Source organism: Metapseudomonas cellulosilytica (assembly GCF_049334135.1).
Taxonomy (GTDB): Bacteria; Pseudomonadota; Gammaproteobacteria; order Pseudomonadales; family Pseudomonadaceae; genus Metapseudomonas.
The window spans coordinates 21,390-47,334 of sequence record NZ_JBHZGN010000002.1 but is presented as its reverse complement, the minus strand read 5'-3'; the positions used below and the strand labels follow the sequence as shown (position 1 = coordinate 47,334).

The window sequence follows — 25,945 nt, the reverse complement described above, 5'->3', positions numbered from 1 at the left end:
ATCAGGCTATCCCTCGTCAGATGGGCTGTCAAGGTGTTTGGCTGACGTGGCTATCTGGAGCTGTGCGTATGTTGCGCACCTCGCCGCAAGAAGGGATGGATCGGATATCATCAGTTCTTCACTCTCTTGCTGGATAACCATGACCGACTTGTTTTCCCCCACGGCCAGCCCTGAGTCGATTGCTCAGGCGTGGCAGAGAGAGCGTCCAGATCTCGACCACACCGGCCTCTCCATCGTGCTGCGCATCCGAAGCTTGGCGTTGCTCATCGATCAACACATTTCCGAGATCGGAGACAGGCTCGGACTGGACCACAAGGAGCTGATGCTGCTGTTCGCTCTGCGGCGTAGTGGCGAGCCATACTGCATGCGGCCTACCGACGTGTTTAGGTTGCTCAAGGTGACTTCCGGGGCAGCGACTTATCGCGCTGACAAGATGGTCGAGAAGGGCGTGGTGGAACGGGTCGCCGATCCCCTCGACCGGCGCAGCCAGCTGATCCGTCTGACTTCTAAAGGCATGGGGCTGATCGATTCCGCCGTGACCCTGCTGGCGGCGACAAGTCTGGATGGTCTCAGAGAGTTCGAGGGCGACATGCAGCGCGTAGAGCAATTGGTATCTCTGTTGCGCTTGGTGGAGAGCGGTTGGCTGCAGATGACGCCCCTGGAGCGCAACCCGCTGTTCCACGAGCCTATCGCTGACAGCAGGTCCAAGCGCTAGCCTTGATCGCCTCGATCAAACGTCCTGTGGTCGTCATGCTTTTTGAAGTCAACGAGTGTTTGTTGCCAGGTTCCCAGGTGCTGAATGGTCGTGCGGTTGAAGGGGGCGCATCTATTGGCTGTTTGCCAGAGCTGACGCAGGGCGAATGGCCAGGTTTTCTAGATGCATGCTGTCGGAATGGCGATGCCGGACGCTAGGCCGTATGCGTCCGGTGAGTCCCCTTTCGAGCTTCTGCATGCGGGGCTGATAGTGTCCAACCATTGTGAGCGTCGACGTTCCGGCTCCGAGCAGATTGAGGCGGAGTAAGTGCGGTCGAAGGCAAGTATTCAGACTGCCTACTACTCTGACCGCATAGGCAAAGTCGACTTTCGCACTGAACAGGAAGCCCGAGTGTTTGCTGAGCGGCTTCAAGCCCGGTTGGAGGCGCCGCACGACCTTCCGCCAAGCTGTGATGAGCTAATAGGCGATCTGACCTGATCACCGGCGAGTACGGCAGCAATTGTTCTAGGTGCGAGTGCTAGCCGGCAGCAGTTCGGCAAGCCGGGCCAGTTCTGTCTGCACCTGCGCCAGAGCCACGTTTGCCTGGGCATGCCAGTGCCGGCTGAGTGCCTCCAGGTCTGGCTCCTGCTCGGCTATCCGGCACCATTGGTAGCGGTCGTGCCAAGTGCCCAGAGCAGACTGCACACTTTTCAAGACCATCACGGCCTTAAATGAGATCGAAGAGTAGGCTGGATACGCGTCTGTCGCGTAACGAACGCGTTTTACCAGCAGCCGAAGCCGATGAGGATCATGATCCGGGCTTACCAAGGCAGCTTTCAGCCGCTCAACCTGCATCGTTAGGCGCCGGGCAATTAATCGGTTCAGTTGCTTCAACTCACCGCGCTGCTCAGCGGCACGAAACGATTCAGGCCATTCATCCAGGCTGACGAAGAGCTGATGGAGCACCGTGCTTTCCACTATGTCGGCATAGCTCGAGAACAACCTGCGCGATCTGACTTTTGCGGCTTGGGTAAGCCCATTGCGACGGAGTTCATCGATCAAAACCTCCAAGTCGCGCACCGGGGTCGTCAGCTTCCCGACACCTGACAAGGCCTCCTCCAGTCCGGCGACACCTGCTTTCCCGCGCAGAGGATACAAGAGGCTCCGCAGGCGGCGCAGATTGATCCGTAGGTCGTGCAAGGCTTCACCGTCAGTTCTGGCTGCAAGGCGCGCGTAGGCGTGATAGAGCGCGGTTTCGAGAGTTAGAACTTCGGTAATAATTTGATCGACGGCAGACATCATGTCCCCCCACATCGCTCCGCAATTAACCTAATCTCTGCCGCACAGCGGCAATCTGGTCCAGATGGCTCGGAAGGGCCTGAGGTCGCAGGCAGGGCTCGGCGTCAGGCCAGCTAGTGTCAGTCATGCCGGCACTTGGTGGATGAATTTGGGGCTCATTGGGTATCCCGCACCTCCTGCTCGGAGAGCTGAGCCAGCCCATCTCCGATCTGGGCAAGATAGTAGGCAGCGCCGCTAGGAACGGCGCCCAGTTCCAGTTTCAGCAAGCGCGGGCGAACGAATTCGTACATGCGGCTAAGCTTGGCAATCTCACCGGCAGATTGCGATTGCGTGCGGGCCAACTCTGAGAAGCCTTCTGTAATACGACGATCCAGCGTTTCCGGTGCGTCTTCCTTGAGTTCTTCGATGTAGACGCCCAGCGAGCCGAACGTGCGGGTTTGGTAAAGCAGCAGCAGGCGTTGTACATCCAGGCTCAACCGATCGATGGTTAAGCGCGACCCACCTTTGGGGCTGAGTGGCATGTAACGCTTTTGGGCGATCTGATCCAGCGTTGACTGGGTTTGCAGGATTGGATTGATCCACAAGGGGCGGAGTTGAGCATCGCTTTTCGGCTGACTCTCAAGTTCGGCAACTTCCCTGGCCAGCTGATCAGTGAGCTGTTCGAGCGCCGGGTCTCCCACCATGACAACTAACTGCTGGATCCTTTTTAAGTCGTGGTGATAGCGTTCGGCATAGCGTGGATCGTTGTCGATCTGATTCGGGTTGAAGTGCAGGAGCAAATGGCTTCCTGCGCTGAAGGCCAAGTACCGAATGGTCTGTAGATTTTCTGCCAAGGGTTCGGCTTGGGCGAAAAAAGACAACAGAAGGAGCGGAGTCAACGAGGCGATGCGCATAGGAGCAATTCTTTGTTGTTATGGTTAATGCATGACGTCATCAGGGTTCGCGTCTCGGCAATTAAGCATCCGCTAAACCGCTTCACGTTGTTTCGAGAGAACGAAGCCTGCTCTAGGTCATGGGTCCGCCTTGGAGTCCTCCTCAACCGTAAGTCAGTGTCCATTCGGCTGGGGCAGGGTGAACTGCTGGCCCTCAATTGACTCTAGGCCACCTAACCAAAGGGGCTGCCATCCCAAACATCTGGCAGCCCTCTGAGCCAAGAGTCTCAAGCCAAGAGGCTTAATCTGGGCTTATGACCCAAGCGGTCTGCTATCTGAAGCTTATCGGCCACGCTCTGCGTAGAAGCCTTGCAATTGAACTGAACTTTCCGGTGTGCATGATCCACCGTCGACGATGATGCTCTGGCCGGTGACGTAGTTTGCCTCGTCGCTTGCCAGGTAGAGCATTGCGTGGCCGATGTCGTGCGGGTGGCCGAGGCGCCCGATCGGCACCTGAGTGGCCATTTCCACCTGTTCTTCGCGGCTGATGAGTTGGTCCATCGCCTGGGTGAGGATGAAGCCGGGCTCGACCGCGTTGACGGTGATGCCGTCTCGAGCGTATTCGAGCGAGGCGGCGCGGATGAATCCGTTCAGCCCGGCCTTGCTGGCCGCATAGTGCGCAAGCAACGGCATCGCCACTCGCGGGCCAGTCACCGATGACGTGAACAATATGCGGCCGTGGCCGCGTTCGCGCATTGATGGCGTAACCGCCTGGGTCAGCCAGAAGGCGGCTTTCAGGTTCACCGCTAAGGTTTCTTCGAGCTGAGCGTCGGCCAGGTCGTCAATTGTCGCCATCGGGAACACCCCGGCGTTGTGCACCAGAATATCTAGTGTTCCGTGCTCGGCGAGCACGTCTTGGACCAGTTGTCTGGCGTTGTCGGCCGTGCTGAGATCGGTCTGCAGCCATTGCGCACGGCCCCCGGCAGCCATGATCTCGGCGACGACCTTGCGGCCTTTTTCCGCATTACGGGCTACCACCACGACGTGGGCGCCCGCCTTAGCGAACACCTCTGCAATGCCCTGGCCGATGCCTTGGCTGGCACCGGTGACTACGGCCACTTTTCCTTGCAGTTTGAACATGTCTCACCTCTTTGTTGTTTTAGGCGCGTTTGCGGGAGGCCTGGCCTCAATGATTGGCAAAGTGAGCTGCTTGGTTGGAGTTACCATGGGTCTCGACAAACTCGGTAGCGAGGCTGCAAGCCAGGTCGGTTACGAAAGGGGCAAGTTCGCGGGCTACGTCTGTACCCTCTCGGGTATGAACCCAGCCGAGGTAGGTGAGGCCGCGAGCCATCATGAAGACCGGCAGTTTGGCCAGCACTTCATCCGGCAGCGCCCTGTGCGCACGATAGCCTTCGATCAGCGCGTCGCGGGCAACAGTGAAATTTGTGTCGGTACGGATGAAGTACAGTGCCGTAGCCAATTCGAATAGATGCCATCCGAAGCCCGCGTCATCGAAGTCCAGTAGACGGACTGTGTCGCCCGAAAGCATGAGGTTCTCAGGCACGAAGTCGGCGTGGATCAGGCCGTAGTAGTCGGCGTGCTCGGGAAGCGTGGTCATCGTTTGCAATTCGGAGCGAACGATTTCCCGGGCGGTCAAGATCAGCTCGCGTTGCGCTGTGCTGAGACTGCCTAGCTCCCAGAAGCGTCCCCAGAAGGGCTGTTCGCCGACCAAGCCATTCTCGTCCCAGGCGTGGCGCTTGAATCCCGCAGGCAGGCACCACTGCTTGCCGTGCTCATGAAGGCGTGCGGCGATACTGCCAATAGTCCGATAGGTGTGCTCGATCTGCTGAACATCGTCGCCTAGACCGCCTTCGGCCGTGCCGAGCTGGCTACCTTCGATCCACTCGAACAGATCGATCTGTAACGTGTCGCCGGTCGTGGGTAGGGTTGACAGGATGAACAGATCACCGGTGACGGTCGGCACCACGACTGGCACATCGATCCCAAATTGCTGCAGTGCGGCCATCCACTGTAGTTCGGAGTGCAGTGCCTCGTCCGAGTGGTAGCCGGCACGGTGCACGCGGAGCGCGAAGCGGTTGCCGTTGGTAGTCTCGACCTTGAATACCGCGTTTTCCCGGTACTTGATCAGGGAGATGTTCAGGCAGTTGATTTCCCAGTGCTGCAACGACGCCAGCGCCAGCGCCTGTAGATTCGCCAGCATTTCGTCCTGGCTGATTTCGGATTGTAAGCTCATGGGGCGGCTCCTAGAGGGTTGCCAGGCAATCGTTGAGGGTGTTGATGAACTGGTCGGCGTGCTCGGTCGTGAACGGCAATGGCGGACGGACTTTAAGCACGTTGTCATTCGGGCCTAGGCGACTGATTAGTACGCCGCGATCTTTCATCAAGTTGACCACGCGCTTGGCTAGGTCGCCCGCCGGAAGCTTGCGCTCGCGGTCCAGCACCAGCTCGATGCCGAAGAACAGCCCCGTGCCGCGGACGTCGCCGATTACTTCATGGCGCTGCTGGAGTTCGCGCAGCCCCTTGAGCGTATGCTCGCCCACCTGCGCAACGTGCTCGACCAGTCGCTCTTCCTGGATCACTTCCAGCACGGCGAGCCCTGCTGCGCAGGACACCGGATTGCCTCCAAAGGTGTTGAAATACATCACCCGCTCACGGAATGCGTTGACGATGTCTGCTCGTGACACTACAGCGCCGATCGGATGACCGTTGCCCATGGGCTTACCCATGGTGACTATGTCCGGGACTACACCGACCAAGTCCTGGCCCCACATCCGCCCGGTGCGGGCGAAGCCCGACTGCACCTCGTCAAATATCAGTAGACCACCTGCATCGCGAACCAAACGAGCCACTTTCTGTACGTACGCCGGGGGAGCGCTGGGCAGGCCCTCGTTCGCGAAGATGGGGCAGAACAGCAGTCCGGCGAAGCCGACGCCGGCTGCCTTCAGCGATTCAATGGCCTTGGCTACTTCAGCGACATATGCGTCGATCAGTGCATCGCCTTGCAGACCGTTGAGAGGGCGGTACAGATCGGGAAATGGCACCGTGCGCACTGTGGGGCTGCTGGACCGGCCGCCGGTGAACATGGTTGACAACTCATCCACCGCCGCGGTGTTTCCGTGGTAGGTGCAGTTTGAGCAAATGATGCCTTTGGCCCCGGTCGTCATCCTGGCAATCCGCAAGGCCAGTTCATTGGCCTCGCTGCCGGTGCAGGTAAAAAAGGCCATGTCCAGCGAAGTGTCGAACGTAGCTGTCAGTCTCTCCGCGTAATTGACCACATTCTCATGTAGATAGCGGGTATGAATGTTGAGTTGGGCGGCCTGACGGCTGAGCGCTTCGACAACTTTTGGGTTGCAATGCCCAACCACAGGTACGTTGTTATAGGCGTCCAGGTAGCGCTTGCCGTCGGCGTCGAACAGCCAGACGCCCTCGCCACGCACGATGTGCAGTGGCTCGTCATAGAACAGCGGCGCAGCCTTGCCCAACAGTTTATTTCTGCGCTTCAGCAGCTCAGTTTCGGTCACCAGTCGCTCCTCTTGTTTCGATGGTGGATCTGAATCGCAGGAGGTCCCGTCGGCAGCTCTGGCCTGGAGATCTGCAATAGCTTTCATGCCGACGCATCGGCTGTGTCGCCTAAGAGTAAGAAGGGCCGAAGTGGGACGTTATCCGAAATTGGCATGCGTCCAATTTGATTGGCGGGTGCAGGTCAGCAAGGGATAGATCAAGCTGCTCGCGCCAGAGTATGAATGTCAGTTTCTGGCGCCCGGGCCAGTTGCCCTGCCTCCAGTAGCGCACATTCCCTCGCGGGACCGCATAGGGCGAACCAGGCTCCTAGGGCGATGAGCAATTCAGTTCAGAGGCCCGGAATGACCTGTGTCTTCTCGGTAAGTGTTCTGCAAAGGCAGCACGAAGCGGCGCCAACGGCGATGACGAATCATCGCTCCTAATCATTCGCATTCTTTCCACTGCTGCCCCTCGATCTCCGTGCACTAGACAGGCTAGGCAGTGCTCATACGCTCGACTGAGCGCGCTAAAAAATGTGACGGGCCCCATGCTTCTTCACCTGGGGAGAGGTCCTTCTCCTGTAGAGACTTCTCATGGCAATACGCCACTAGTAAATTGCATCAATTGTTTGAATAGCCTGCCCCGGAAAAGGCTATGTCTGTGCAAGGGAATGCAGATGTCAGATGCGCACCAGGAATCGGGTGTTCCACCCGAAGTCGATACAGGATTGGCCTGTTTGGTCATGTTGGCCCGTTTTCATAATGTGGCCGCTTCTCCCGAGCAACTCGTCCATGAGTTCACCCCGCACGGCGAGTCCTTCGCCCTGCCGGAACTGCTTCTCGCCGCCAAGCACTTGGGGCTTAAAGCCAAGGCAGTGCGTAGCACCCTGGAACGTCTCAGCCATACCCCACTACCAGCCATCGCGGGAGATGCCAACGGCGGCTTCTTCATCGTTGCGCGCCTAGATGATGGCAAGGCGCTGATCCATGACCCACGGACGCAGCGCGCAGAAGTCCTGCCCCTTGCTGATCTGGGCGCACGCTGGAACGGCGAGTTGGTGTTGATACGCTCTGAAGCGACTATCGCCGGCGAGCTATCCAAGTTCGATTTCACCTGGTTCATCCCGGCCATCGTCAAATACCGCAAGCTGCTCGGCGAAGTGCTGCTGGTGTCCTTCGTACTGCAGCTCTTTGCCCTGATCACACCATTGTTCTTCCAGGTCGTGATGGACAAGGTGCTGGTCCATCGCGGTTTATCGACACTGGATGTGATCGCCATCGGCTTGCTTGGCATCATGAGTTCGAATCGCTGCTTTCGGGCCTGCGCAGTTATGTATTCGCCCACACGGCGGGTCGCACAGGCGGCAGAAATCCAGGCCGCGAGAGCCACGGTGGCCTCCCTGAAGGAAAGCCTGCCCATCACCCGCCAGTTATCCGCCGATTACAAGCGCCTGCTGGACAAGGCCATCGTAGGTAAACACGCCTGGCTGGAAAAGGAGCAGGCGCGGATGGATCAAGAGCGCGAACTTCTGGTGCAGCAAGCCCACGTGCTGGAGTTGATGGCCGCGAAGAAAGAGGCCGAGCGCCGGCAAAACAGCATCCTCGCCCAGACCCGCCGCGCGACGCTCGACTTGCAGTATGAGTCCGATCAGCTTGCCGCCGCCCTAGCCCAGGAGCTGAAGAAGGCCGAGCAACGCAACCGCCTAACGCGCCTCATCGCCCCGGTGGTTGGCACCGTGCAGCAGTTGGCCATCCACACCGAAGGCGGCGTGGTCACCGAGGCTCAGTCACTGATGGTCATAGTCCCCAGCGATCAGTCGGTGGAAGTGGAGGCCATGTTGGAAAACAAGGACATAGGCTTCTTGCATCCGGGCCAAGTTGTCGAGATCAAGGTCGAGACCCTCACCTTCACCAAATACGGGGTAGTGCACGGCACAGTTATCAGCATCTCCAACGATGCCATCGAGGATGAAAAGCTCGGCTTGTTGTACAGCACCCGAATCCAGCTGAAGGAAAACACTATCCGCGTAGGCGACGAGCAAATTGCCCTGTCGCCGGGGGTGGCAGTGCGGGCGGAAGTGAAGACAGATAAGCGCAAGGTGATCGATTACTTCTTAAGTCCGCTTAAGGAGTATCAGGATGAGAGTTTGGGGGCGGTGAGTTTTATTCGTTGTTTCGTCTTGGTTTTAGCTTGATGAGGTTGGAGCTGATATGAAAATTTCTACTGAAAACTCTCGGATATTTAATCGTTGTTTAATTTTTCCCGTCGCGATTGTTTATATGGTGGCGCTTGTTTTTTGTGAGGCAATTAGTAATGGCTTGCCAGGTGAGTATTATTTAATAATCCCTGGAGTTATGAAATTTGCTGGCGCGACAAGGTTTTCCTGCGAGGCAATTTCAATGTGGTCTTTATTTTGGATTACTATGCCATTGTTTTTCGTATCAACTGTGTATATATCTTTTTGTGCAGAAGTTGAAAGGAGGGCTGGAGTTATTGCATGCTTGATGGTTTCAATTGTTATGGGGTTGTTGTTTTTTGGGTTCGCTTGGTGGGTCTTTAATGGCCCTTCGGATAGCGCTAGCTCTGGAAGATTGATCTCACTTTATCGAAATAATTATCTTGGGTTCTTGGTTTTAAGTTTTAGCGCTTGGATTTGTTTTTATGGGCTTATATATGCGTTTTTAAAGGGCGTCATAATTAATTTTGAAGAAAAACTCAACTGAAATGGAGATTCAGGTTATGGCAGGGTCACAACAGTCGACGGCTTCAAGCGATTATCTTGAGGATTACGCGGTAAAGTCTATAGAGGCCTTCGCTCAGACAATGGAGAGCGTAGGTGAGAGGCTTGCCGGTCAAGCTATGTCCGAGGGGGATCGCTTAGCAGTGGTCTTGATCGCTTTGTCGGTGCGATGAATACGAGCCGCAAGAAATAAGGCCAGAGTCGCGTCCTGAAGGTTCAACTGGGTTTTCTCTATCTGGGGTGGCGGGTCGAATGCCCTTCGACATTGACACTGTTCAATCCCGTCGGCGTGACGGAGAGGTGCAGTTGCTTGTCTCCGGCCCCTGGACACAGAATTGCGCCGCCGCATGGAGTAGGTTTTTACGAGATGAAAAGGATTTTCATAATCGCCATCGCCTTGCTCGGGCTATGCCTGAACGACAGCGTGTGGGCTGGGAAGTCCAGCGTCGAGTCCCTTGTCAACGAAGGAAAATGGCGCAATGCGAGCAGGAATTTGTTCCTTGAGGCGCGACGTATCTCTCCCCGTTTGTGGGGCCTGGCCCGTGAACAGGCACTGGCCGGTTTCGTTGCGGATGCGGTAGAAACCGCTGAAGCAAAGCCGGTCGGTATGCGCCCAGTGATTCTCCTTGAAGTCGCAGAGAAAGCGCCCGATCTGGACGATAGCGAAAGACTTCACCTGTTGCAGCGGGCGCTGAGCTATGCCCGGCAAACAGAAGTGGGCCGGCTTGCGCTGACGAGTATTAGCATGGCCTACCTTCAGCTTGGCTATGAAGAGGATGCGCGCCGAGTTTACGAGGAGGCTTTAACATCTGCTGCGAAGCTGCCTGGCATCCACCGTCGAATGGCGGATGATCTTGTGATGAAGGAAGACGTTCGGCTACAAGCCTGGATGCTCCATCCACTAGTCGCGAGCCTGGATAAGATGTCCGATGCGGAAGAGGTGGCCCATACATGCGCCGCTCTGGCCAGATTGCAGATCCGCGCCGGTCTTCCAGAAGCCGCGTTGCAGACGGTACAGACGGGCTTCACTGCTGCCCAACGCATCGCCCGTGTTCCAGCGAGAAGGATAGCGAACAAGCGGCTGGCACAAGTAGCCATAGAACTGGGAGATATGGACGCGGCCAGGCAGTATGGTTCCGATGAAGTATTGGCGCCGGACTATGCCATACATGCTGCGGCGCTTGGATATCATGAGGAGGCACTGGCGATAATTGCCGACCTCAATGCCAATCTGTATGTGGACTATAGAAGCGAAACTCTCGGTACCATCATCTCAGGTGCGCTCAAGCGTGGCGACGTGGAGGCAGCCAGGATCTTCATAGGCCAATTGCCCGAGGGGCATCATAGGCTGAGAGCGCAGAGTTGGACACACCTGGCAGAATCCGAACTGGCCGGCGGAAACCGGAGTGGTGCGGAGGCGGCGTATAAAGCTGCCTGGTCCCAGTATGCGCATTCCTTCCACGATTCGGTATATGCCTGGGATATAGATGTCTTGATTGAGTTGGCTCGTTCCCTGCGGAGATCTGGTTTTACCGACAGCGCGGGAACAATTGCCGATGCACTGCCATCGTTCGTCGACCGGATCAGCTCGCGTCGCATCGCCGACCGGATCAAGGCTGAGGCAGCGGTTGCCACTCTCTATGCGGAACGCGATCAACCCCGGCAGGCCTCGGCGGCATTTTTATCTGCGTACCAACGAGCCAGCGGGGCGCGAGACGGCACGACAGGTGGTCACGACATCGAGTCGCAGGCTGAAAGCCTAATGGTGGTGGCATCAGCTTTAGCGGAGGCTGCACGCAAGACGCCCTGAGCAGATTTGATGAGGCAAATAACGAGGTGATGCACGTCCGATCCTGGCGCGATTTGCGCATCATGCGACAGTCCGCTTCGGGTCGATTCTGTTGAAAAACTCCCGATGCGATTTTCGCTCACGGAAGTGCGTGGCTGAGGTTGAAATCTGAGTCGTTGCGGAAACTGAACTGCTCCAGATTTCGCGTAGCAATGCCTAAATCGGCCGTTTTTGCGACTCCGTGCAGGTGAAGCGGAGTGACACCGACTTTTTCAACAGAATCGGTCGACTTCTGCCGGTCGTGACCGGCAGAGACCGGCCAAAAGCGGACCAAATGGCGTTCCCCAGTTCGGAACTGTCGGATCTTCTGCTGCGGCACTGGATCGCAAGGCGCTGCTGCAAGTGGGGGATCTCGAAATCCGAGTGTTAGGTCCCGACTTGGCGCGGCCGACATATACCTATTGAGGATTCGCCACGCAGGCACCCATGTTCATCTCGACAGCGATCGACCAATCCCAGTGCGGCATTGAATCGCGTCGGAGAGTGAGCAACCTCGAGGCGGCGCTAGGCCTTCGATACCGAAAATCTCCTCTCATTCGAGGACAGAGATATGCACACCAAGGCCGTGCTTAGTTTGAAGGACGCCACCCTGATTCTCTCCGCCGCCCGTAGGCGTAGCCCTCAATGGAATGAAAGCCGGCAACGCCACTGGTAGCTGATCTCGGTATCTATCGAAGATCAACTAGAGATGGGCGGCACATCAGTGTATAGGGTCAATCCTTATCCAGAATCTCACTTAGCGCGTACCTGACTGAGCCTCTACTGGTGCCGGGAACTGAGTCAATCTCCGAAGAGAGGAATTCAAGTAATTTATAGCCGCCAGGTTCGTAGGTAAGCACCTCTAATATCTTCTTCGCGTCAGCTGACCGCGCCGCAGCAGTAGCAATATCAACTATTCTCCAGTCCGACTTCATGAAGGCGTCTATCAAACCTTGGCGTGCTGTTCTGCACTTGTCCCAATCGCCGAAGCGAAAAATCATCGAGATGAAATGGGACGGCGTGTCTCGGGCTAACTCAAGATAAATGATCGGGAACGTAACTGGTATTAGGGGCGACGCAGAAACTGATGGCTGGGTCAGTACGTATGGCAGTAATCGAATAGAAGCCCTTTCAAGCGCTGTGTAGCTCTTTTGGTTCGACTCCCAAAGTAGATCTGCCACCGCCTCGGTTGCCTCTAGAGACAAATCGAGGGGAAGCCGCCTCGCCAACTGCTCAGCCAGCTCATCGACCGATGCACATAGCCGCTTACGAGCATCGCCTTTGCACTGCTTCATAGCCTCGATATTGCGCTCCGCAATCTTCGCCGGAACACTGTCGCTCAGGCCAATCGCGAAGAATCGGGATCCTGACAGCTCAGAGCCTGCTTCGTTGAGAAGGCCTGCTAGTTTCTTAGCGCTAACATTACTCACGCTTAGTTTAAGTGAAAGCTCTATCGCCCTAAGAGTCCAAACCACCGCGTCTTTTTTACTAAGACGAGGTATCAAAGCGAGGATCCATTTATACGAATCAAGAACAGGAAGGTCGATCTCTTTAAGAATCACACTTAGGAGATTTACATACGAAGGTAACTCTAATCCGAGCACCTCGAATACCCGTCTTACTAGCGCAGTGGAAGAAAGAAGATTCTTCAGTTCATTGCGCGAGGCAGAAGAAAGCATTGAATAAAGGAGAGTCTGGCGACGGTCCTCGGCGAGGTTGTCGTTGAACAACAGCCATTCAAGGTCAACGGCCTTGTGCCCAATGAGCTCTTCAAGCATTAAGTCGATATGCCTGCTAGGCGGCAGCGCTGAGACGGTATCGCGGACTCCCACTGATACTCCAAGCCTACGCGCACACGCCAAAAGCACCGAGCGAATATCTGGATGTCGAAGCCCGTTCACGTGATAGGTATGGACAATCTGGGATTTTAGTTCTTCTTGAGTGATACTTTCAAATAGTATCTCAGCAAGAGCCGCGTGCGAATCATCCACAAGCATCGGCCTTAGGCTCTTACAAAGTTCTCGAGGAAATCCATGGCCCGTCCGGGATATCGCTCTAGCTAGCCTAGTCGGCAGCAGGTCTCCTTCTTGCACCATTCGCCTCAAAAGAGGAGGGCTAGAAAGGGATAGCCGGAGCAGCTCCATGTCCTCGAGATCGGCAAGCTTTGCGGCAATATCTCGATCAAACAACGAATCCAATGTGTCGCATACACCATGAACCACAGGATCGAAAGCCATAGGGCCGGAAAGGAGAGATAACGTAAACCTAATAGCCTCGCCGGGCGAAGTGCGTGTAAGCCGCGCAGCTGATTCGGCTATCGCATTCTTCATCTCGAATGTTATTGGTTCGCCACTCAGCTTTGATACGAGCGCCTTAAGATATTTCCAAGCGTCTTCGGAAGGGAGTTCGGAAGTCGCCATACGAGCCGCCTTAACCAAGATCGGCTCTAAAGATCGAATTACTTCTGGCTTACGTGCCGAACGAGTACTCGCGATATCGAGCAATCCAAGCGCTGCGTTCGGAGTAGTTCTAGATTTTTTCTTCAGATCTTCCCAAAGCAGGGAAACACGCAAAGCTGACTCAGACCCTGCACCGTCGGCAGACATCTCGCCGATGGAGTCCAGCGTCTTTAAAGATGGATAGGGCGTGGCGAGCACGCTTTCCGCTATAGATTTTGACCATTGATGGCGAATTGGATCTTTCTTTCGGCCATCTATCCGTCTTCCAAGCCAATCACCGAATCGGGAACGAGCATCCTTGGGAGCGAATACGAGATCGAAACTGCGCCGCCCTATTGATCGAGGTGAACGGCAAAATGTCGAGGCGGAGAAATTCCTGCGGAAACTCGGCCATAGCGCTGTAACTACCCTGAGCGTAAGTATTTCCGCGTAGTCCGAGTCGAAGACAACAATTGGGGCGCGTTCCTCAAGAAACAACGCCTCGACAAGCTCAATACCATGCCGTGGATCGATATCAGCCAAAGGAGAAGGTTCCGTGTCCAGCAGCGCGCGCTTCTTCGCGGGTTCCACAGCCCCGACGTTGGAGATAAGGCCTACAACACCGGCGACGTTCTTTAACTCCACCCATGCAGGCATAGGCACTAAAACGCTTCGCGTCCGCACACAGCCAGCGCGAGGGGCGTCGAGGTCCTGCCATGTTCTAGCCACCACATAATGCGATCCACTTGGAAGTGGATAAAATGTAACGTAGGGCGAAAAGCGTTCATTAGGCCCTAAAGGACCTGCTATATCAGAAAGGCGATCAATAAGGTCCTGATCGTCCCTGGGCAGGCGAGCGGTGCTGGATAGCAGTTGATGTCCCTGCCGATACCCATGGAGCTGTTCGTCTAGAGATTCCAAACCTACGTCCCTATAGCCCAAGCGATTGGCAGGGTAATGTCGTCTACTGTCTGGACACGATCTGGCTCTTGCACAACTACATATCCATGATCCGTAATATGTCTATCGAAATACGTTGCTTTAAAATCGGGATCATCGTTCAGATCACCGCCTACGATTGATGTTCCGAAAATCTTAATACTAAGACGGCTTTCGCAAGCCAGCCGGCCAGCAAACAAAGGAAACTCTTGCGCTAAGTACTTCCTTGGCCCTTCGGCTCTGAGTTCTGGTCCAATCATATCCCATGCGGCTATGACAACGGATACCTTTGGAGCACTACCGTCAGCCCTATCAGCGAGGAATGTACTCAAGTACCTCAACAGTTCACACAATAATACCTGTGTTGGAATAGCTTGCTCTTGGCTCTCGATAGGAGGTTCGGCCAGATCGGCTGGCTCACCATTTGTGTCGTCTTCTATCTCCGAATCATCGCCAGACAGTAAATTGAGGACAGATCTGGCAGTGACCCAGTCTAGGGGCTGAATCGTCTGATCTGACGCGTGCCGAACAAAGAGAACAGCGCCTTCCGACTCTTGCAAGAGATTTAGCCACTCTGTAGAAATTTCAGACGTAGCGACAGCTTTAGTCCAAAGCTCACCTGATATATCGGGAATCATTAAGCTACGAAGTTCGCCGTTCCCAAAGCCCGCCCTGACATCAATGGAAAAATCGGCACGACCAACTTCCAGATTTCTATCAGATCGAGGAGCAAATTCGCCCATCATCAGGTGCTCAACGGCACTATCTACGTAACTGATATCGGTCGGGGTTTTATCTGCGCGCAGTTCCCCTTTTTTGCGCTGAAACGAGGGCCATAGGCGTGCTAAATAGTTTGTTTTCCCAGAATCCGGACCGCCTATGAGAATAATCGACTTTGATTCCACTATAGGCTCCTAAAACCAGCTAGCTTTCGAACCTTGCCTCTTTGGTCGTCAGGCCAGAATGCAGGGCATTCGCGCGAATGGTTTAATGTAATGTCGAGCAGCTCAGCGACTCCCTCGCCGGGCGGAACCAGATTATTCTCCGAGAAAGACGCAATCGGCGAAAGATTCAAACTGAATCCGCGGGATGCTGCTTCCGCCTGCACCTGATCAAACGCGGCTCGCGGGAAAGCACCGATGTCTCTCCAGCTAGGTACAAGTATCAACCTGGTACTGGATGGCGGAACGATTTCCGCTAGTCGCGTGATAAGTAACTCTGTTCGATGAATTGCATAGTTTCGCTTCTTGATATCTACAAAATCCCGCCCATCTACCATGATCCAAATTACAGCGGCCGATTTTATGAACTCAAACCGTTCTGAATCGGCCTTGTCTATCAGCGATGTTGACCATTCACCTGGTAGATCAGGCAACAAGACGTTTAAAAGACGTCCATCTGTTGTCCGACGTAGTTTGAAATGAAGAAACCCCGCCTGCCGATCATCTGCCAGTTCCGTTCGCACTGTTAGTTGACGTTGAAATTCAGCAGCGGCCCATTGTCGACTACCGCGCGAAATTTGCTCAAACGCCATCAGGCTGCGGCTGTCGGCATAGGAGTAACCTTGGAACGCGCCACGTGAAAGTAGCAAGTAAGCGCTAACCAAGCAGGCTGTTTTACCTGAGCCGGGCAGCCCTACGATGCCGACCATTGTGGTGGCTTCACTGCACATGAGCTCCTGAGCCTCTTCACGACCAAGGGTCATGCTGGAGGGAAGGCGCGGAATTTCCTCCGTGGGCTGTAGAACGGCATGCCCAGCTGCGTCCTCAATCCTTTCTGGTCGGTGCCAATCCCTCTCGTCTAGTTCTACAGCTTGGGAAGTGGGCTCTTCGAAATCATCGGCTTCCTGGAGATGCGGGCATTCAGACTCCAATGTACCTTGGATGCAGCGCCCGGTGATGCTATATGTGCAGCTATCAAAAGAGCATTGGCGCATACTCAGGACCCTTTCCGCCTATTTAACTGCAGCACACTCGATTCCAAAAGGGCGCGCCCACCCCAATCCCTAGTGGTTCTGGGTATTGCTGATCCGAACGCCTCAACGTCGCCACTCAGAATCGAGTTCAAGAGTGGATAGACCTCTCCCGCTGCGGTGACATCGTCCGTATTTATGAGTGCTTGCAGTTTCTCATTGCCTACTTCGAGCTCACCCACAAGCTGTGCAAGGGTGAAAGAGTTTTCATTCGAGATACCTTGCAAGGCGACATTTCGATGTCCACTTGAAGGCGGGCGTCGTAGCATCGAACCGCATTCCAACCCCGAATACACGGCGCGATTGACATCAGAGAGAGACGAGAGAGGCTTCTCTAGGACACCGCTCCAATCAGAGAGCCGCCACCAGAGAAAGTCGATTTCCTCTCGGTCGAGCTCAGCATTCTCGCGTAGGGATTTTACAAGGGGCTCGACAGCCGTTCTGAACGCGGTTTTGGAGCGAGCATTCGTCGGAGCGGAGTCTGGGATGTGGAGAAGCCCAACTTCTGGAACAACCGCACGTACTCGAGATTTCTCAGCCACTTCGGCGACTCGCTCATGAGTAGCGGAAAGCAGCTCTTCACGGAGCACCTCTAGCCCCTCCTTCTCCACAGTGCTCTGGAACGAGAGCGCTGACCAGCAAGCAGCCGCGAAGGCATCAATTGCCCCCCAGCCATCCTCGTCAGCTTCATCTTTGCGAACTAGATCGAGGGCAGCAACCACAGCAACGACTGCAATCTGGAGGTCGTTTCCTTCACGTACAAACGCATCGCTGCCGCTCTTAACTATCGCTTTCTCGACCGCGTGGGCGAGTTTGTCATCAACCGTCCCCGACTCAAACGCCCTGGCAAGAACAGCAGCAAATTCGATTGCGCTTGAGGCCGGGCTTAGTGACTGAATCCACACCTGGACCTCTGCCACCGCCAGGTTCAGCCGTCGCACTTGTTCGTCCTGAGGATCGGGCCAGAAAATGCGTGAGTGTTTAGCCATCAAGCTCATTGGTGATCCTCAGGGTTCGTTAGTGCAATTTCGATAGCCGCGGCCAATTCATCGCCAAGGCCTTTCTTTAGAATCCGTGCGAAGAATGCACGCTCTAGTGAATGGTCCAGCTTGTGCATGTCATCAGGGAGGCCAGCCAAGTCAACCAGAATCTTCAGTCGCTGCGCGTCATTTAGGTCACGGAAGAACTTCAAACGTAAGGTGCGAGCCCGCGCACCAAAATCCATTTCCGCTTTGCCGGCACCCGAGATAGGGTTGACTATTGCATTTACCTTTGGGGCGGCGGCGGTGTGTTGATAATCCTCAAGAGCAGGCGGAGCGGATTTTCTAAAGTTCGGCGAAGCCAGAATATGAGGGCTTTCTTTCCCTGCAAGGAACTCCTCATCCCTCGAGAACCTTTTGCGGTAATCATCCCAGGTTCTTGGGTTGATCGTAACGGCCAAACTATCCGTCTCTTGGTCCCAGTCAAACTCCAGAATGTTGTATTTGTAGGTATACTTGCCGTCTACGGCATCCGGCGCAGTTGCACCTGCGGCAAGCATCATTAAGTCTCTGCCGCCTTCAACGGGCGTCACTTCCACAGACGGGTAATGCTCGTGGCCAGAAATCACCACCCTTGCTCGATTCTCAATATACTTCCTGGCTTCGACGGTATCCAAAAACCAAGGTAAGGGGTGATGCATAAGCACAACTACCTCCTCGCCATCGACTTCAGGAATGATTCGTTGCCGCGCCCCCAGTATCAAGCCACCTTTAGGATCCTTCTTTGCGCATATAAGCGCAGAATTTAGACGAACGAAACGCAGTATTCTGCCGGGCGCGAGCTCGACGTAATAATCTGCAGAATATTCCCCTTGCGTATCGAGATCGCAGCCGTAGCCTTCGGCAAAATTGCGGTACGCCTCAAAGCGTGTGAATAAGGACTCTCGGTCTTTATCGTCGTCCAAGAGAGCATCTAATAAAGCATCGCCCTTTTCACGAATTAATTGCAGCTTCCAACTAAGAGCTTCATTGATTGCTCCCCGATCAATATCGTGATTGCCCGGGACCAACTGAATGCTTTTGGGATCGCAGCCGGCGCATTTTGCAAGTTGATCCAGCCAAGCTCCTGCGGCGGCGTACTCTTCTTCCTGAGCGGAGTAAGCAATATCCCCGGTGACGATTATGCCCGAAGCTTTGACCCCTTTGGCCTCCAACTCAGATTGCACATCCTTGATGAGGCAATCTTTTGCGTCGGTATTGGTGGCAAGCTTCCCACCGTCTTTTTCCTGGCCGAAGTGAATGTCTGAGAGATGAATGAATATAGCCGACACAAACGTTCCTCCGATGAACATCTAAAACGTATACGGCAGTAAATATCGAAGATCTAACAACCAGCAGGGGAACAGTATCACGGCGGCGCAGTACACCACTATTGGATTGTTCAAATCGGGCTCATGCCACCACACCATACCCTAATGAGAAGCGTTCACCTCGTAAATGCGTCGGGGGCAAGGACGCCCTCTTTCCGCTACCTCGCGTTGAGCGAGTTTCTCAACAGAATCGGCCGATAGCTGCCGTTCGCCAGCGGGTGCTTCTGTCCGGTTTTTGCCGGTTCCCACCGGCAGCTATATTGGGTTGGTTAGCGACCATGTACTGCAGCTGATCCACCTTTGTTCTCCCCAACGCGGAGGACAAGCCATGAACACCAATGCTTCGTACAGCCATAAACCTTGGATCAAGGGGAAGCTTGTCGGGCACAAAGCCCCGCTTCGACTTAGAGATATCTGGGCCATTCGTGTAAGACTCCAGCTCGCGGGAAAGGCTCGGGATCTGGCTCTCTTCAACTTGGCTATCGACAGTAACGCATTACAGCGCAGGCGGTCGTCGACCTCGCGTTCCCGGTGCAACCAGGCCAGGCCGCCGACCAGCGCCCAGCGCTCGGCCAGGGGGATCTCCAGTTCGCCGAAGACATCCAGATTGCGCGCGGTCTGGTGCAGTTCATTGACCTTGCGCCCCTTCTCCCCGCCGACGTTCAAATAGCGCGAATCCCAGTTGCGCCCCTGGCTCGCCTCCACCCCGCCGGTCCAGCGCCAGCCCTGCTCGTTCGCCCACGTCTCCACAGCGGCAGTGGGTTGCGATTGCGCAGCGGCCACTCGGTGATGGATTAGGTAGCCGTGCACGCCATCGAAGTACATCTATCCAGAGCGTGCCTGAATCTTTTGCCAAATTTGGCTAAATGGCTGGGGGAAACCTGTTTATAGTCCCCGGGTTGGCGTGGCTTTCTCCAAATATTAGAGCGTGTCGCCATGGTCCCGGTTACCTCGGTCAGCAGTCTGAAGATCGTGTGAATCTTCCTTCCAGGTGTGCCTCGACGGTTTAACAATCGGCCAGGACCCTCTTAAGCGTCGCGCAATAATGGAGAAAATGGAGCTTTCGTATGTTTCAGTTCGCCAGACGCTTATTTGCCGATCTTTCTGTCGGTAAAAAGCTGCTCATTGGATTCGGGTTGGTCCTGTTCCTGACCATAGCAGTGACTACTACTGGTTTTTTTGCCGTGACCTCAGTGTTGGGACATTACCACCGGGTTATGGAGCTGTCGGAAATTGATACGCTGATCTTGCAGACACGGCGGATAGAGCGGGACTTTGCCATAAGTCGCACAGAGGCCGATGCTCAAGCGGTACGCCGAGGGCTCGTCCGCGTGCGTGAGTTGCTTGGGCAATATTTGAAATCGGCCAAGGGCAATGAGAGTCGGGCTCTGCAGGCTATGGACCAAGCTGCGTCTGACTATCTCGAACAGTTCGAAACTTTTGTAGAGCAGCAGGATATAGCCCGCGATGCTCGCCAGCAGATGACCAAGGCAGCCAATGAGGCTCGCAGGCAGTTCGAGACGGTTGAGCTGGATATGTACGATCTGCTGCGTGAATTGGACACTAACAGCGCCAAGTTCAATGGCAGCGATCCGCTCGCTCTGGCCGAGAAAGCGTCAGGGTTGAGCAAGCGCATGCTCGACCTACGTAGCAATGAAAGCCTGTACATCATCGACGGATCTGCCGAAGCGTTGGAAGCTTGGATTTCCATCAGCGCAGAACAGGGCGCGCTCGCGACCAATTTGCGCATCTGGTTGGATGAAGGGCAGCGGGGCAGTATCGATGCAGCCCTTGTTTCTCTCAAGAGCTACCAAGACGCGTTCTTTAACTACCAGTTGGTGGGCAAGAGGACGGCCGAGATTCAGTCAACCATGATTGAAAGTGCTCGTTCAGCGCTGGCGTTGGCCGAAGAAGAGAAAAGCTTACAAGGTCAAGCTATGAGCGACAGTAGTCGCCGTGTGGTGTTTCTGCTCGGTTTGATGGGCGGTGTTGCTGTGCTGATCGGACTATCTGCCTCGCTGCTGATCGCGAGCCAAATAGTCGTGCCGCTTCGCCAAACAGTGGCCTTTGCGCAGCGTATTGCTGAAGGTGATCTGAGTCACGACATCACGCAGCAGCGTAATGATGAGCTTGGTCAATTATTGGCGGCGATGCAGGGCATGACTTTCAGCCTGAGGAACCTTGTGGGACGCATCGGCGAGGGTGTTAGCCAGATCGCAGTCTCTGCCGACCAACTTTCCACTATTACCGCTCAGACCAATCGCGGGGTGCAGACGCAGACTCTGGAAACTGAGCAAACAGCTACAGCCATGCACCAGATGGCTGCAACTGTTCAAGAAGTGGCCAGGAGTGCGGAGCAGGCGTCGCAGGCCGCCCGGGTCGCCGATCTAGAGGCGCAGCAAGGCAGCCAGGTGGTGCAGCAGGCAGTTAGCCAGATTGGCGAGCTGGCCACTGAAGTGCAGCAGTCCGCAGCTGCCATCGATGCGTTGAATCAGGAAAGCACGCGCATCGGTAGCGTGCTCGAAGTAATTCGGGGGGTGGCTGGGCAGACCAACCTGCTGGCGCTCAATGCGGCAATTGAAGCGGCCCGCGCGGGTGAGCAAGGGCGGGGCTTTGCGGTAGTCGCCGATGAGGTTCGCGCGCTGGCATGTCGCACCCATGATTCCACCGAGGAAATCGAAGGGTTGATCGCCGGCCTCCAGCTATTGGCGCGTAACGCGGTGCATCAGATGGAGAGTAGTTGCCAGCAAACTCAGCGCACAGTGGCTCTGGCTACCGAAGCTGGTGATGCTCTCGTCCGCATCACTCGTTCAGTGAGCACCATAGAGCAAATGAATCAGCAGATAGCCGCATCGGTTGAGCAGCAGAGTGTAGTTGCTGAAACCATCAATGACAGCGTTAGCCGGGTACGTGGCATCGGTGAGCAGAGCGCTCGTGCGAGTCAGCAGACTGCAGCGTCAAGTGCGGAGTTGGCACGATTGGGGCGAGAGCTAAGAGAGCTGGTTCAACAATTTCGCACCTAAGTAGCGACAGGGCTCTTATCGATGCAACGCCGATCGGATTGAGTCAAGTCATATCTCCCAAGAGAGGGTGAGCCCCATGAGGATTACTTCATCAAACCCAGCCGCGGCTTTCGACGCCTGGGTCCAGGATATCAACCGGGTCTGCGGATCATTCGCCGGGCGCCACCTGGGTGAAGGTTTCTCCGGACAGATCGAGTCGTTTTCTAGCGGGCCGCTAAGCCTGAGCGTTTTGCAGGCACGCGAGGTCAAACTGTCGCGTAGTTACATGGAAATCGCTAAGGACGACGACGACAAATACTTCGCGGTCTTTCAGTTGGATGGCAAGTGTAGCCTGGACCTGGACGGCTATGTCGTCGAATTGGGCCGTGGCGACATGGTGGTCATCGACGCGTCCAGCCCTTTTAGTGCCTCCTATGGGGCGACCTCGCGGATGATCTCAGTGATCCTCCCTCGTCGCCAGGTCGAGCAGCATTTCTGCCATGCGCGGGTGCGCTGTGGTGAGGTGATTCCTGCACGCAGCCCCAGTGTTCGGCTCGCCAGGCAGCTAATCCAGTACACAGCTCGTCAGTCTGGCATGGGCGTGCGCGAAGGCGAAGCGACGCTGGATGCTCTGTTGGCGCTATTGCGCCCTGTCATCGCGGCGCGTGAAGAGCCGGATGGTTACGAGAGTCTGTTTCTAAAGGCCGTTGCCTTCATCGATGCGCACATCCAAGGTGACCTGTATCCGGAGCTAGTCGGTCGGGAGATCGGCATTTCTGTTCGAGGGCTGTATCGCGTGTTCACTCGACGCGGACTAACGGTTGCGCAGTACATCAAATGCCGTCGTCTAGATCTGTGCGCCGAGGCTTTGTGTCGGGCACCCGCCGGGCAGAGTCTTTCGGTGCTCAGCGATGAATGGGGCTTCAGCGATCCCAGTCAATTTTCTCGCACCTTCAAGGAGCGATTTGGAATCAGCCCTCGTGAGTACCGTAAGCGCCACAGTAGATCTGGCACGAATGGGTAGCATTTCTGGCAGTCGAGTGAAAGTTGTTGGAAAAACTTTGCCATAGACTGGCCAAACGGGAGCGACCTTTCCGCCTCCCTCTGCCGACGAGGTTTACAACATGTCCCAGATTGAGCTTCTCGCCAGCGTTCGCGCTTTTCTCGCTAAGGAATACGGTTGCTATATCGATGGTCAATGGTCGCCGTGCGCCGCCGAAACCCTGCCGGTGTTCGACCCGTCCACGGGAGGTGTCATCGCCCGCGTCGGTGAAGCTACTCCCGCCGATGTCGACCGTGCGGTGCGCTCGGCGCATCGGGCATTCAGTAGCGGCGTCTGGTCGAACAAGTCGCCAGCGGAGCGGGAGCGCATCCTGTTGCGCTACGCCGATTTGCTGGAAGCCAATGGTGAGGAGCTGGCTCAACTGGAAACCCTGGAGCAGGGCAAGTCCATCAATATCTCGCGCATGTTCGAGGTTGGCGCCACGCTCAACTGGATGCGCTATGTAGCTGGTTTGACCACGAAGCACGACGGCCGCTCAATGGAGCTCTCCATCGCTTTTCCGCCAGGTGCGCGCTACACCGCATACACCCGCAAAGAGCCAATTGGTGTCGTTGCCGGCATCGTACCCTGGAATTTTCCGTTGATGATCGGCATGTGGAAGGTGATGCCAGCCCTTGCCGCCGGCTGTACTGTCGTAGTCAAGCCGTCCGAGGTGACGCCGTTGACGCTGATGCGCATGGTCGAGTTGGCCGGTGAGGCTGGTATCCCGCCAGGTGTGCTGAACCTGGTCAATGGGCGCGGTTTGGGCACGGGGCAGGCGCTGACTGAGCATCCTTTGATCAGTAAGGTCAGTTTCACCGGCTCGACCGCAACAGGCAAAGCTATCGCACGATCGGCGGCGGATCGGCTGCTACGCGTGACCCTTGAGCTTGGTGGCAAGAACCCCGCCATTGTCCTGGCTGATGCCGATCCGGCGCAGGTCATTGAGGGGTTAATGGCCGGAAGCTTCCTGAATCAGGGACAAGTGTGTGCGGCAAGCTCGCGGGTGTACATCGAGGCACCGCTTTTCGACCGGTTGGTGGGTGATTTCGAACTCGCCGTGAAGAGCCTGACGCTTGGGCCGGGGCTCGACCCCGCCGCGCAAATCAACCCGCTGGTGTCCAAGGGGCATCAGGAGAAAGTGTTGGGCTACTTGGCCGAGGCAGGCAGCGAAGTGATCCAAGGGCAGGTGGCTCCGGCGCAGGGTTATTACGTTTCGCCGTCGCTCCTGATCAACCCGAGCGATGGTTTTCGTCTGGTTCGCGAAGAGGTGTTTGGCCCGGTGCTGAATCTAATTCGCGTGAAGGATGCGGAAGAGGCCTTGGCGAAGGCCAATGACAGTGACCTGGGGCTGACCGCCAGCCTGTGGACCCAGAACTTCAACCAGGCTATGAACCTGACGCCGAGAATCCAGGCCGGTACCGTGTGGGTGAACAGTCATACGGTAATCGATGCGAACATGCCCTTCGGTGGCTACAAACAGTCGGGCCTGGGCCGGGACTTTGGCGTCGATTGGTTGGACGCATACTGCGAAACCAAATCCGTGTGTCTGCGTCATTAACACGGAGGGATTCGTGCCCCGCCTGATTCGCAAAGACGGGCGGGGTTGTCGTTATGAGCATTTTGTAAGTCGCCGTCGGCCGGAGGGCGACTTGTTCTCTCCACAGCCCAACGTCAACGAACAGGCGGGGCTCCTAGAAACAAACCTGATCAACACGCCCGACTTTGGGCACCCGGTCGTCTCGTATTCCAGCTCCGGCAACGGTCCGGGTAGCCGCGTCGGCTTGGTCGTTAGCCCGTCATCGCCGAAAGGATTCGTACTGGTAAGCGGACGCTGATGTTGCCTCAGAAACAGCGGACCAACTACTTGGTGATCTCGGGGCGGGATTACTGTTGGCGCTATCTAGTAAGATATTGATTTTAAATAGAAAATTGAATTGGCACGGGTGCTGCTTTATTCCTCTGCAAGCAAGGCCGCGAGTGTTCGCGGCGAAACAGCAGTGCAGAGAGCCCCATGTCGCAGACCCCGATTTCCGCCCAGTACCCCATCGGCATCCCGGACGCCCACATCATCCGCAGTGACGCCGAAGCCATCGAAGTGGCCCACCGCGTGGCGGCCTTCCTGCTGGAAGGCGACGCCGAGCGCGATCGCACCCGCCAAGTGCCGTCCGAGGTGGTGGACGTATTCTCCAACAGCGGCCTCTGGGGCATCACCGTACCCAAGGTGTTCGGTGGCGCCGAGGTGAGCTACGCCACGCTGGCCGAAGTGATCGCCATCATCTCGGCCGCTGACGCCTCCCTCGGGCAGATCCCGCAGAACCACTACTGCCTGCTGGAAGACATCCGCCTGCAAGGCACATATGACCAGAAGCGCTACTTCTTCGGCCTGGCGCTGAAGGGCAACCGCTTCGCCAATGCACTGTCGGAAACCGGCGGCAAGAACGTGCAGGACATCCAGACCCGCATCCGCCGCGACGGCGACGCCCATGTCATCAATGGGCGCAAGGGCTACTGCACCGGCTCGCTCTACGCCCATTGGCTGGCGGTGCTGGCGGTAGACGAGGACGACAAGGCCCAGCTGGCCTTCGTCCCGCGCGGCAGCGAAGGACTGGTGATCGTCGACGACTGGTCCAGCATTGGCCAGCGCAACACGTCCAGCGGCACGGTGCTGGCCGAGGACCTGCGGGTGCCGGCGGCGAACCTGTTCCCCACCTACCGCTCCTACGAGAGCCCGACCCTGGCCGGCCCGTTTGCCCAGATCACCACCGCTGCCATCGATGCCGGAATCGCCCGTGCGGCCCTGCGCGACACCATCGCCTTCGTCCGTGACCACGCCCGCCCCTGGATCGATGCCGGGGTGGAGAAGGCCAGCGAGGACCCGCTGACCATCATCCAGGTGGGCAACCTGGGGATTCGCCTGGAAGCCGCCGAAGCGATGCTGGAGCGGGCCGGCAAGGTGATGGATGCCGCGCGCCCGGCACTGGACGAGGACAATGTGGCCGCCGCTTCGGTCGCCGTGGCCAAGGCCAAGGTGCTGACCACCGAAATCGCCATCGAAGCCTCCAACAAGCTGTTCGAACTGGGTGGCACCCGCTCCACGCTGGCGCGCCACAACCATGATCGTCACTGGCGCAATGCCCGCGTGCACACCCTGCACGACCCGGTGCGCTGGAAGTACCACGTGGTCGGTAACTGGCTGCTCAACGGCGTGAAGCCGCCGCGTCACGACTGGTCCTGAGGCGCGCGA

The 25,945-nt window shown here is 56.3% G+C and carries 18 protein-coding genes and 1 pseudogene; 9 read left to right on the top strand and 10 right to left on the bottom strand.

The window, feature by feature from the left end:
• Positions 1-139 precede the first annotated feature (139 nt).
• Positions 140-715: a MarR family winged helix-turn-helix transcriptional regulator gene (locus ACFW0H_RS02390; RefSeq protein WP_422912301.1), complete on the top strand. Its 576-nt coding sequence runs from the start codon at positions 140-142 to the stop codon at positions 713-715.
• A gap of 504 nt (positions 716-1,219) precedes the next feature.
• Here ACFW0H_RS02390 and ACFW0H_RS02385 read toward each other — a convergent pair.
• The 5 genes from ACFW0H_RS02385 to ACFW0H_RS02365 form a co-directional block, all read right to left on the bottom strand.
• Positions 1,220-1,996: a CHAD domain-containing protein gene (locus tag ACFW0H_RS02385; protein ID WP_422912300.1), complete on the bottom strand. Its 777-nt coding sequence runs from the start codon at positions 1,994-1,996 to the stop codon at positions 1,220-1,222.
• A 152-nt stretch (positions 1,997-2,148) separates the two neighbouring features.
• A complete protein-coding gene (locus ACFW0H_RS02380) occupies positions 2,149-2,886 on the bottom strand; it encodes a hypothetical protein (RefSeq protein ID WP_422912299.1) in 738 nt (245 codons plus the stop codon).
• A gap of 321 nt (positions 2,887-3,207) precedes the next feature.
• Positions 3,208-4,005: an SDR family oxidoreductase gene (locus ACFW0H_RS02375; RefSeq protein ID WP_422912298.1), complete on the bottom strand. Its 798-nt coding sequence runs from the start codon at positions 4,003-4,005 to the stop codon at positions 3,208-3,210.
• 46 nt (positions 4,006-4,051) lie between these two features.
• Complete coding sequence (locus tag ACFW0H_RS02370) at positions 4,052-5,119, bottom strand: phosphotransferase enzyme family protein (protein ID WP_422912297.1); 1,068 nt, start codon at positions 5,117-5,119, stop codon at positions 4,052-4,054.
• 10 nt (positions 5,120-5,129) lie between these two features.
• On the bottom strand, positions 5,130-6,407 hold the full coding sequence (locus ACFW0H_RS02365; RefSeq protein WP_422912296.1) for an aspartate aminotransferase family protein: 1,278 nt from the start codon (positions 6,405-6,407) through the stop codon (positions 5,130-5,132).
• 656 nt (positions 6,408-7,063) lie between these two features.
• Between ACFW0H_RS02365 and ACFW0H_RS02360 the strand changes: the two genes are divergently transcribed.
• From ACFW0H_RS02360 to ACFW0H_RS02350, 3 genes are all read left to right on the top strand, one after another.
• Positions 7,064-8,581 (top strand): HlyD family type I secretion periplasmic adaptor subunit, encoded by a 1,518-nt coding sequence (locus ACFW0H_RS02360; RefSeq protein WP_422912295.1) that lies wholly within the window; start codon positions 7,064-7,066, stop codon positions 8,579-8,581.
• 16 nt (positions 8,582-8,597) lie between these two features.
• Positions 8,598-9,110, top strand: a complete 513-nt coding sequence (locus tag ACFW0H_RS02355) for a hypothetical protein (protein WP_422912294.1) — start codon at positions 8,598-8,600, stop codon at positions 9,108-9,110.
• 384 nt (positions 9,111-9,494) lie between these two features.
• A complete protein-coding gene (locus tag ACFW0H_RS02350) occupies positions 9,495-10,937 on the top strand; it encodes a tetratricopeptide repeat protein (RefSeq protein ID WP_422912293.1) in 1,443 nt (480 codons plus the stop codon).
• A gap of 752 nt (positions 10,938-11,689) precedes the next feature.
• On the opposite strand, the gene ACFW0H_RS02345 is transcribed toward ACFW0H_RS02350, so the two are convergent.
• From ACFW0H_RS02345 to ACFW0H_RS02325, 5 genes are all read right to left on the bottom strand, one after another.
• Entirely contained in the window at positions 11,690-14,314 is a 2,625-nt protein-coding gene (locus ACFW0H_RS02345; RefSeq protein WP_422912292.1) for a GAP1-N1 domain-containing protein, read from the bottom strand.
• 2 nt (positions 14,315-14,316) lie between these two features.
• Positions 14,317-15,237 (bottom strand): TRAFAC clade GTPase domain-containing protein, encoded by a 921-nt coding sequence (locus tag ACFW0H_RS02340; protein ID WP_422912291.1) that lies wholly within the window; start codon positions 15,235-15,237, stop codon positions 14,317-14,319.
• Positions 15,237-16,004 carry a TRAFAC clade GTPase domain-containing protein gene (locus ACFW0H_RS02335; protein ID WP_422912290.1) on the bottom strand — a complete coding sequence of 256 codons (768 nt, stop codon included), beginning with the start codon at positions 16,002-16,004 and terminating at the stop codon, positions 15,237-15,239. Before ACFW0H_RS02335 ends, ACFW0H_RS02340 begins: the two co-directional genes overlap by 1 nt.
• Before the next feature lie 266 nt (positions 16,005-16,270).
• Entirely contained in the window at positions 16,271-17,302 is a 1,032-nt protein-coding gene (locus tag ACFW0H_RS02330; protein WP_422912289.1) for a GTPase-associated system all-helical protein GASH, read from the bottom strand.
• Positions 17,299-18,615: a metallophosphoesterase gene (locus tag ACFW0H_RS02325; RefSeq protein ID WP_422912288.1), complete on the bottom strand. Its 1,317-nt coding sequence runs from the start codon at positions 18,613-18,615 to the stop codon at positions 17,299-17,301. Before ACFW0H_RS02325 ends, ACFW0H_RS02330 begins: the two co-directional genes overlap by 4 nt.
• A gap of 367 nt (positions 18,616-18,982) precedes the next feature.
• Between ACFW0H_RS02325 and ACFW0H_RS02320 the strand changes: the two are divergent.
• The 5 genes and pseudogenes from ACFW0H_RS02320 to ACFW0H_RS02295 form a co-directional block, all read left to right on the top strand.
• Positions 18,983-19,144 (top strand): annotated as a pseudogene (locus ACFW0H_RS02320) (integrase); the annotation flags it as partial.
• A gap of 577 nt (positions 19,145-19,721) precedes the next feature.
• Complete coding sequence (locus tag ACFW0H_RS30145; protein WP_459077281.1) at positions 19,722-21,677, top strand: HAMP domain-containing methyl-accepting chemotaxis protein; 1,956 nt, start codon at positions 19,722-19,724, stop codon at positions 21,675-21,677.
• A 76-nt stretch (positions 21,678-21,753) separates the two neighbouring features.
• Complete coding sequence (gene feaR / locus ACFW0H_RS02305; protein ID WP_422912287.1) at positions 21,754-22,680, top strand: transcriptional regulator FeaR; 927 nt, start codon at positions 21,754-21,756, stop codon at positions 22,678-22,680.
• A gap of 100 nt (positions 22,681-22,780) precedes the next feature.
• Positions 22,781-24,259 carry an aldehyde dehydrogenase family protein gene (locus ACFW0H_RS02300; protein ID WP_422912286.1) on the top strand — a complete coding sequence of 493 codons (1,479 nt, stop codon included), beginning with the start codon at positions 22,781-22,783 and terminating at the stop codon, positions 24,257-24,259.
• 453 nt (positions 24,260-24,712) lie between these two features.
• Positions 24,713-25,936 carry an SfnB family sulfur acquisition oxidoreductase gene (locus tag ACFW0H_RS02295; protein WP_422912285.1) on the top strand — a complete coding sequence of 408 codons (1,224 nt, stop codon included), beginning with the start codon at positions 24,713-24,715 and terminating at the stop codon, positions 25,934-25,936.
• Positions 25,937-25,945: the final 9 nt, after the last annotated feature.

Coding starts and splice junctions, on each gene's coding strand:
- ACFW0H_RS02375 (WP_422912298.1), bottom strand. CDS start 4,005: ATGTTCAAACTGCAAGGAAAAGTGGCCGTAGTCACCGGTGCCAGCCAA.
- ACFW0H_RS02350 (WP_422912293.1), top strand. CDS start 9,495: ATGAAAAGGATTTTCATAATCGCCATCGCCTTGCTCGGGCTATGCCTG.
- ACFW0H_RS02295 (WP_422912285.1), top strand. CDS start 24,713: ATGTCGCAGACCCCGATTTCCGCCCAGTACCCCATCGGCATCCCGGAC.
- ACFW0H_RS02355 (WP_422912294.1), top strand. CDS start 8,598: ATGAAAATTTCTACTGAAAACTCTCGGATATTTAATCGTTGTTTAATT.
- ACFW0H_RS02385 (WP_422912300.1), bottom strand. CDS start 1,996: ATGATGTCTGCCGTCGATCAAATTATTACCGAAGTTCTAACTCTCGAA.
- ACFW0H_RS02370 (WP_422912297.1), bottom strand. CDS start 5,119: ATGAGCTTACAATCCGAAATCAGCCAGGACGAAATGCTGGCGAATCTA.
- ACFW0H_RS02360 (WP_422912295.1), top strand. CDS start 7,064: ATGTCAGATGCGCACCAGGAATCGGGTGTTCCACCCGAAGTCGATACA.
- feaR (WP_422912287.1), top strand. CDS start 21,754: ATGAGGATTACTTCATCAAACCCAGCCGCGGCTTTCGACGCCTGGGTC.
- ACFW0H_RS02380 (WP_422912299.1), bottom strand. CDS start 2,886: ATGCGCATCGCCTCGTTGACTCCGCTCCTTCTGTTGTCTTTTTTCGCC.
- ACFW0H_RS02390 (WP_422912301.1), top strand. CDS start 140: ATGACCGACTTGTTTTCCCCCACGGCCAGCCCTGAGTCGATTGCTCAG.
- ACFW0H_RS30145 (WP_459077281.1), top strand. CDS start 19,722: ATGTTTCAGTTCGCCAGACGCTTATTTGCCGATCTTTCTGTCGGTAAA.
- ACFW0H_RS02300 (WP_422912286.1), top strand. CDS start 22,781: ATGTCCCAGATTGAGCTTCTCGCCAGCGTTCGCGCTTTTCTCGCTAAG.
- ACFW0H_RS02330 (WP_422912289.1), bottom strand. CDS start 17,302: ATGAGCTTGATGGCTAAACACTCACGCATTTTCTGGCCCGATCCTCAG.
- ACFW0H_RS02335 (WP_422912290.1), bottom strand. CDS start 16,004: ATGTGCAGTGAAGCCACCACAATGGTCGGCATCGTAGGGCTGCCCGGC.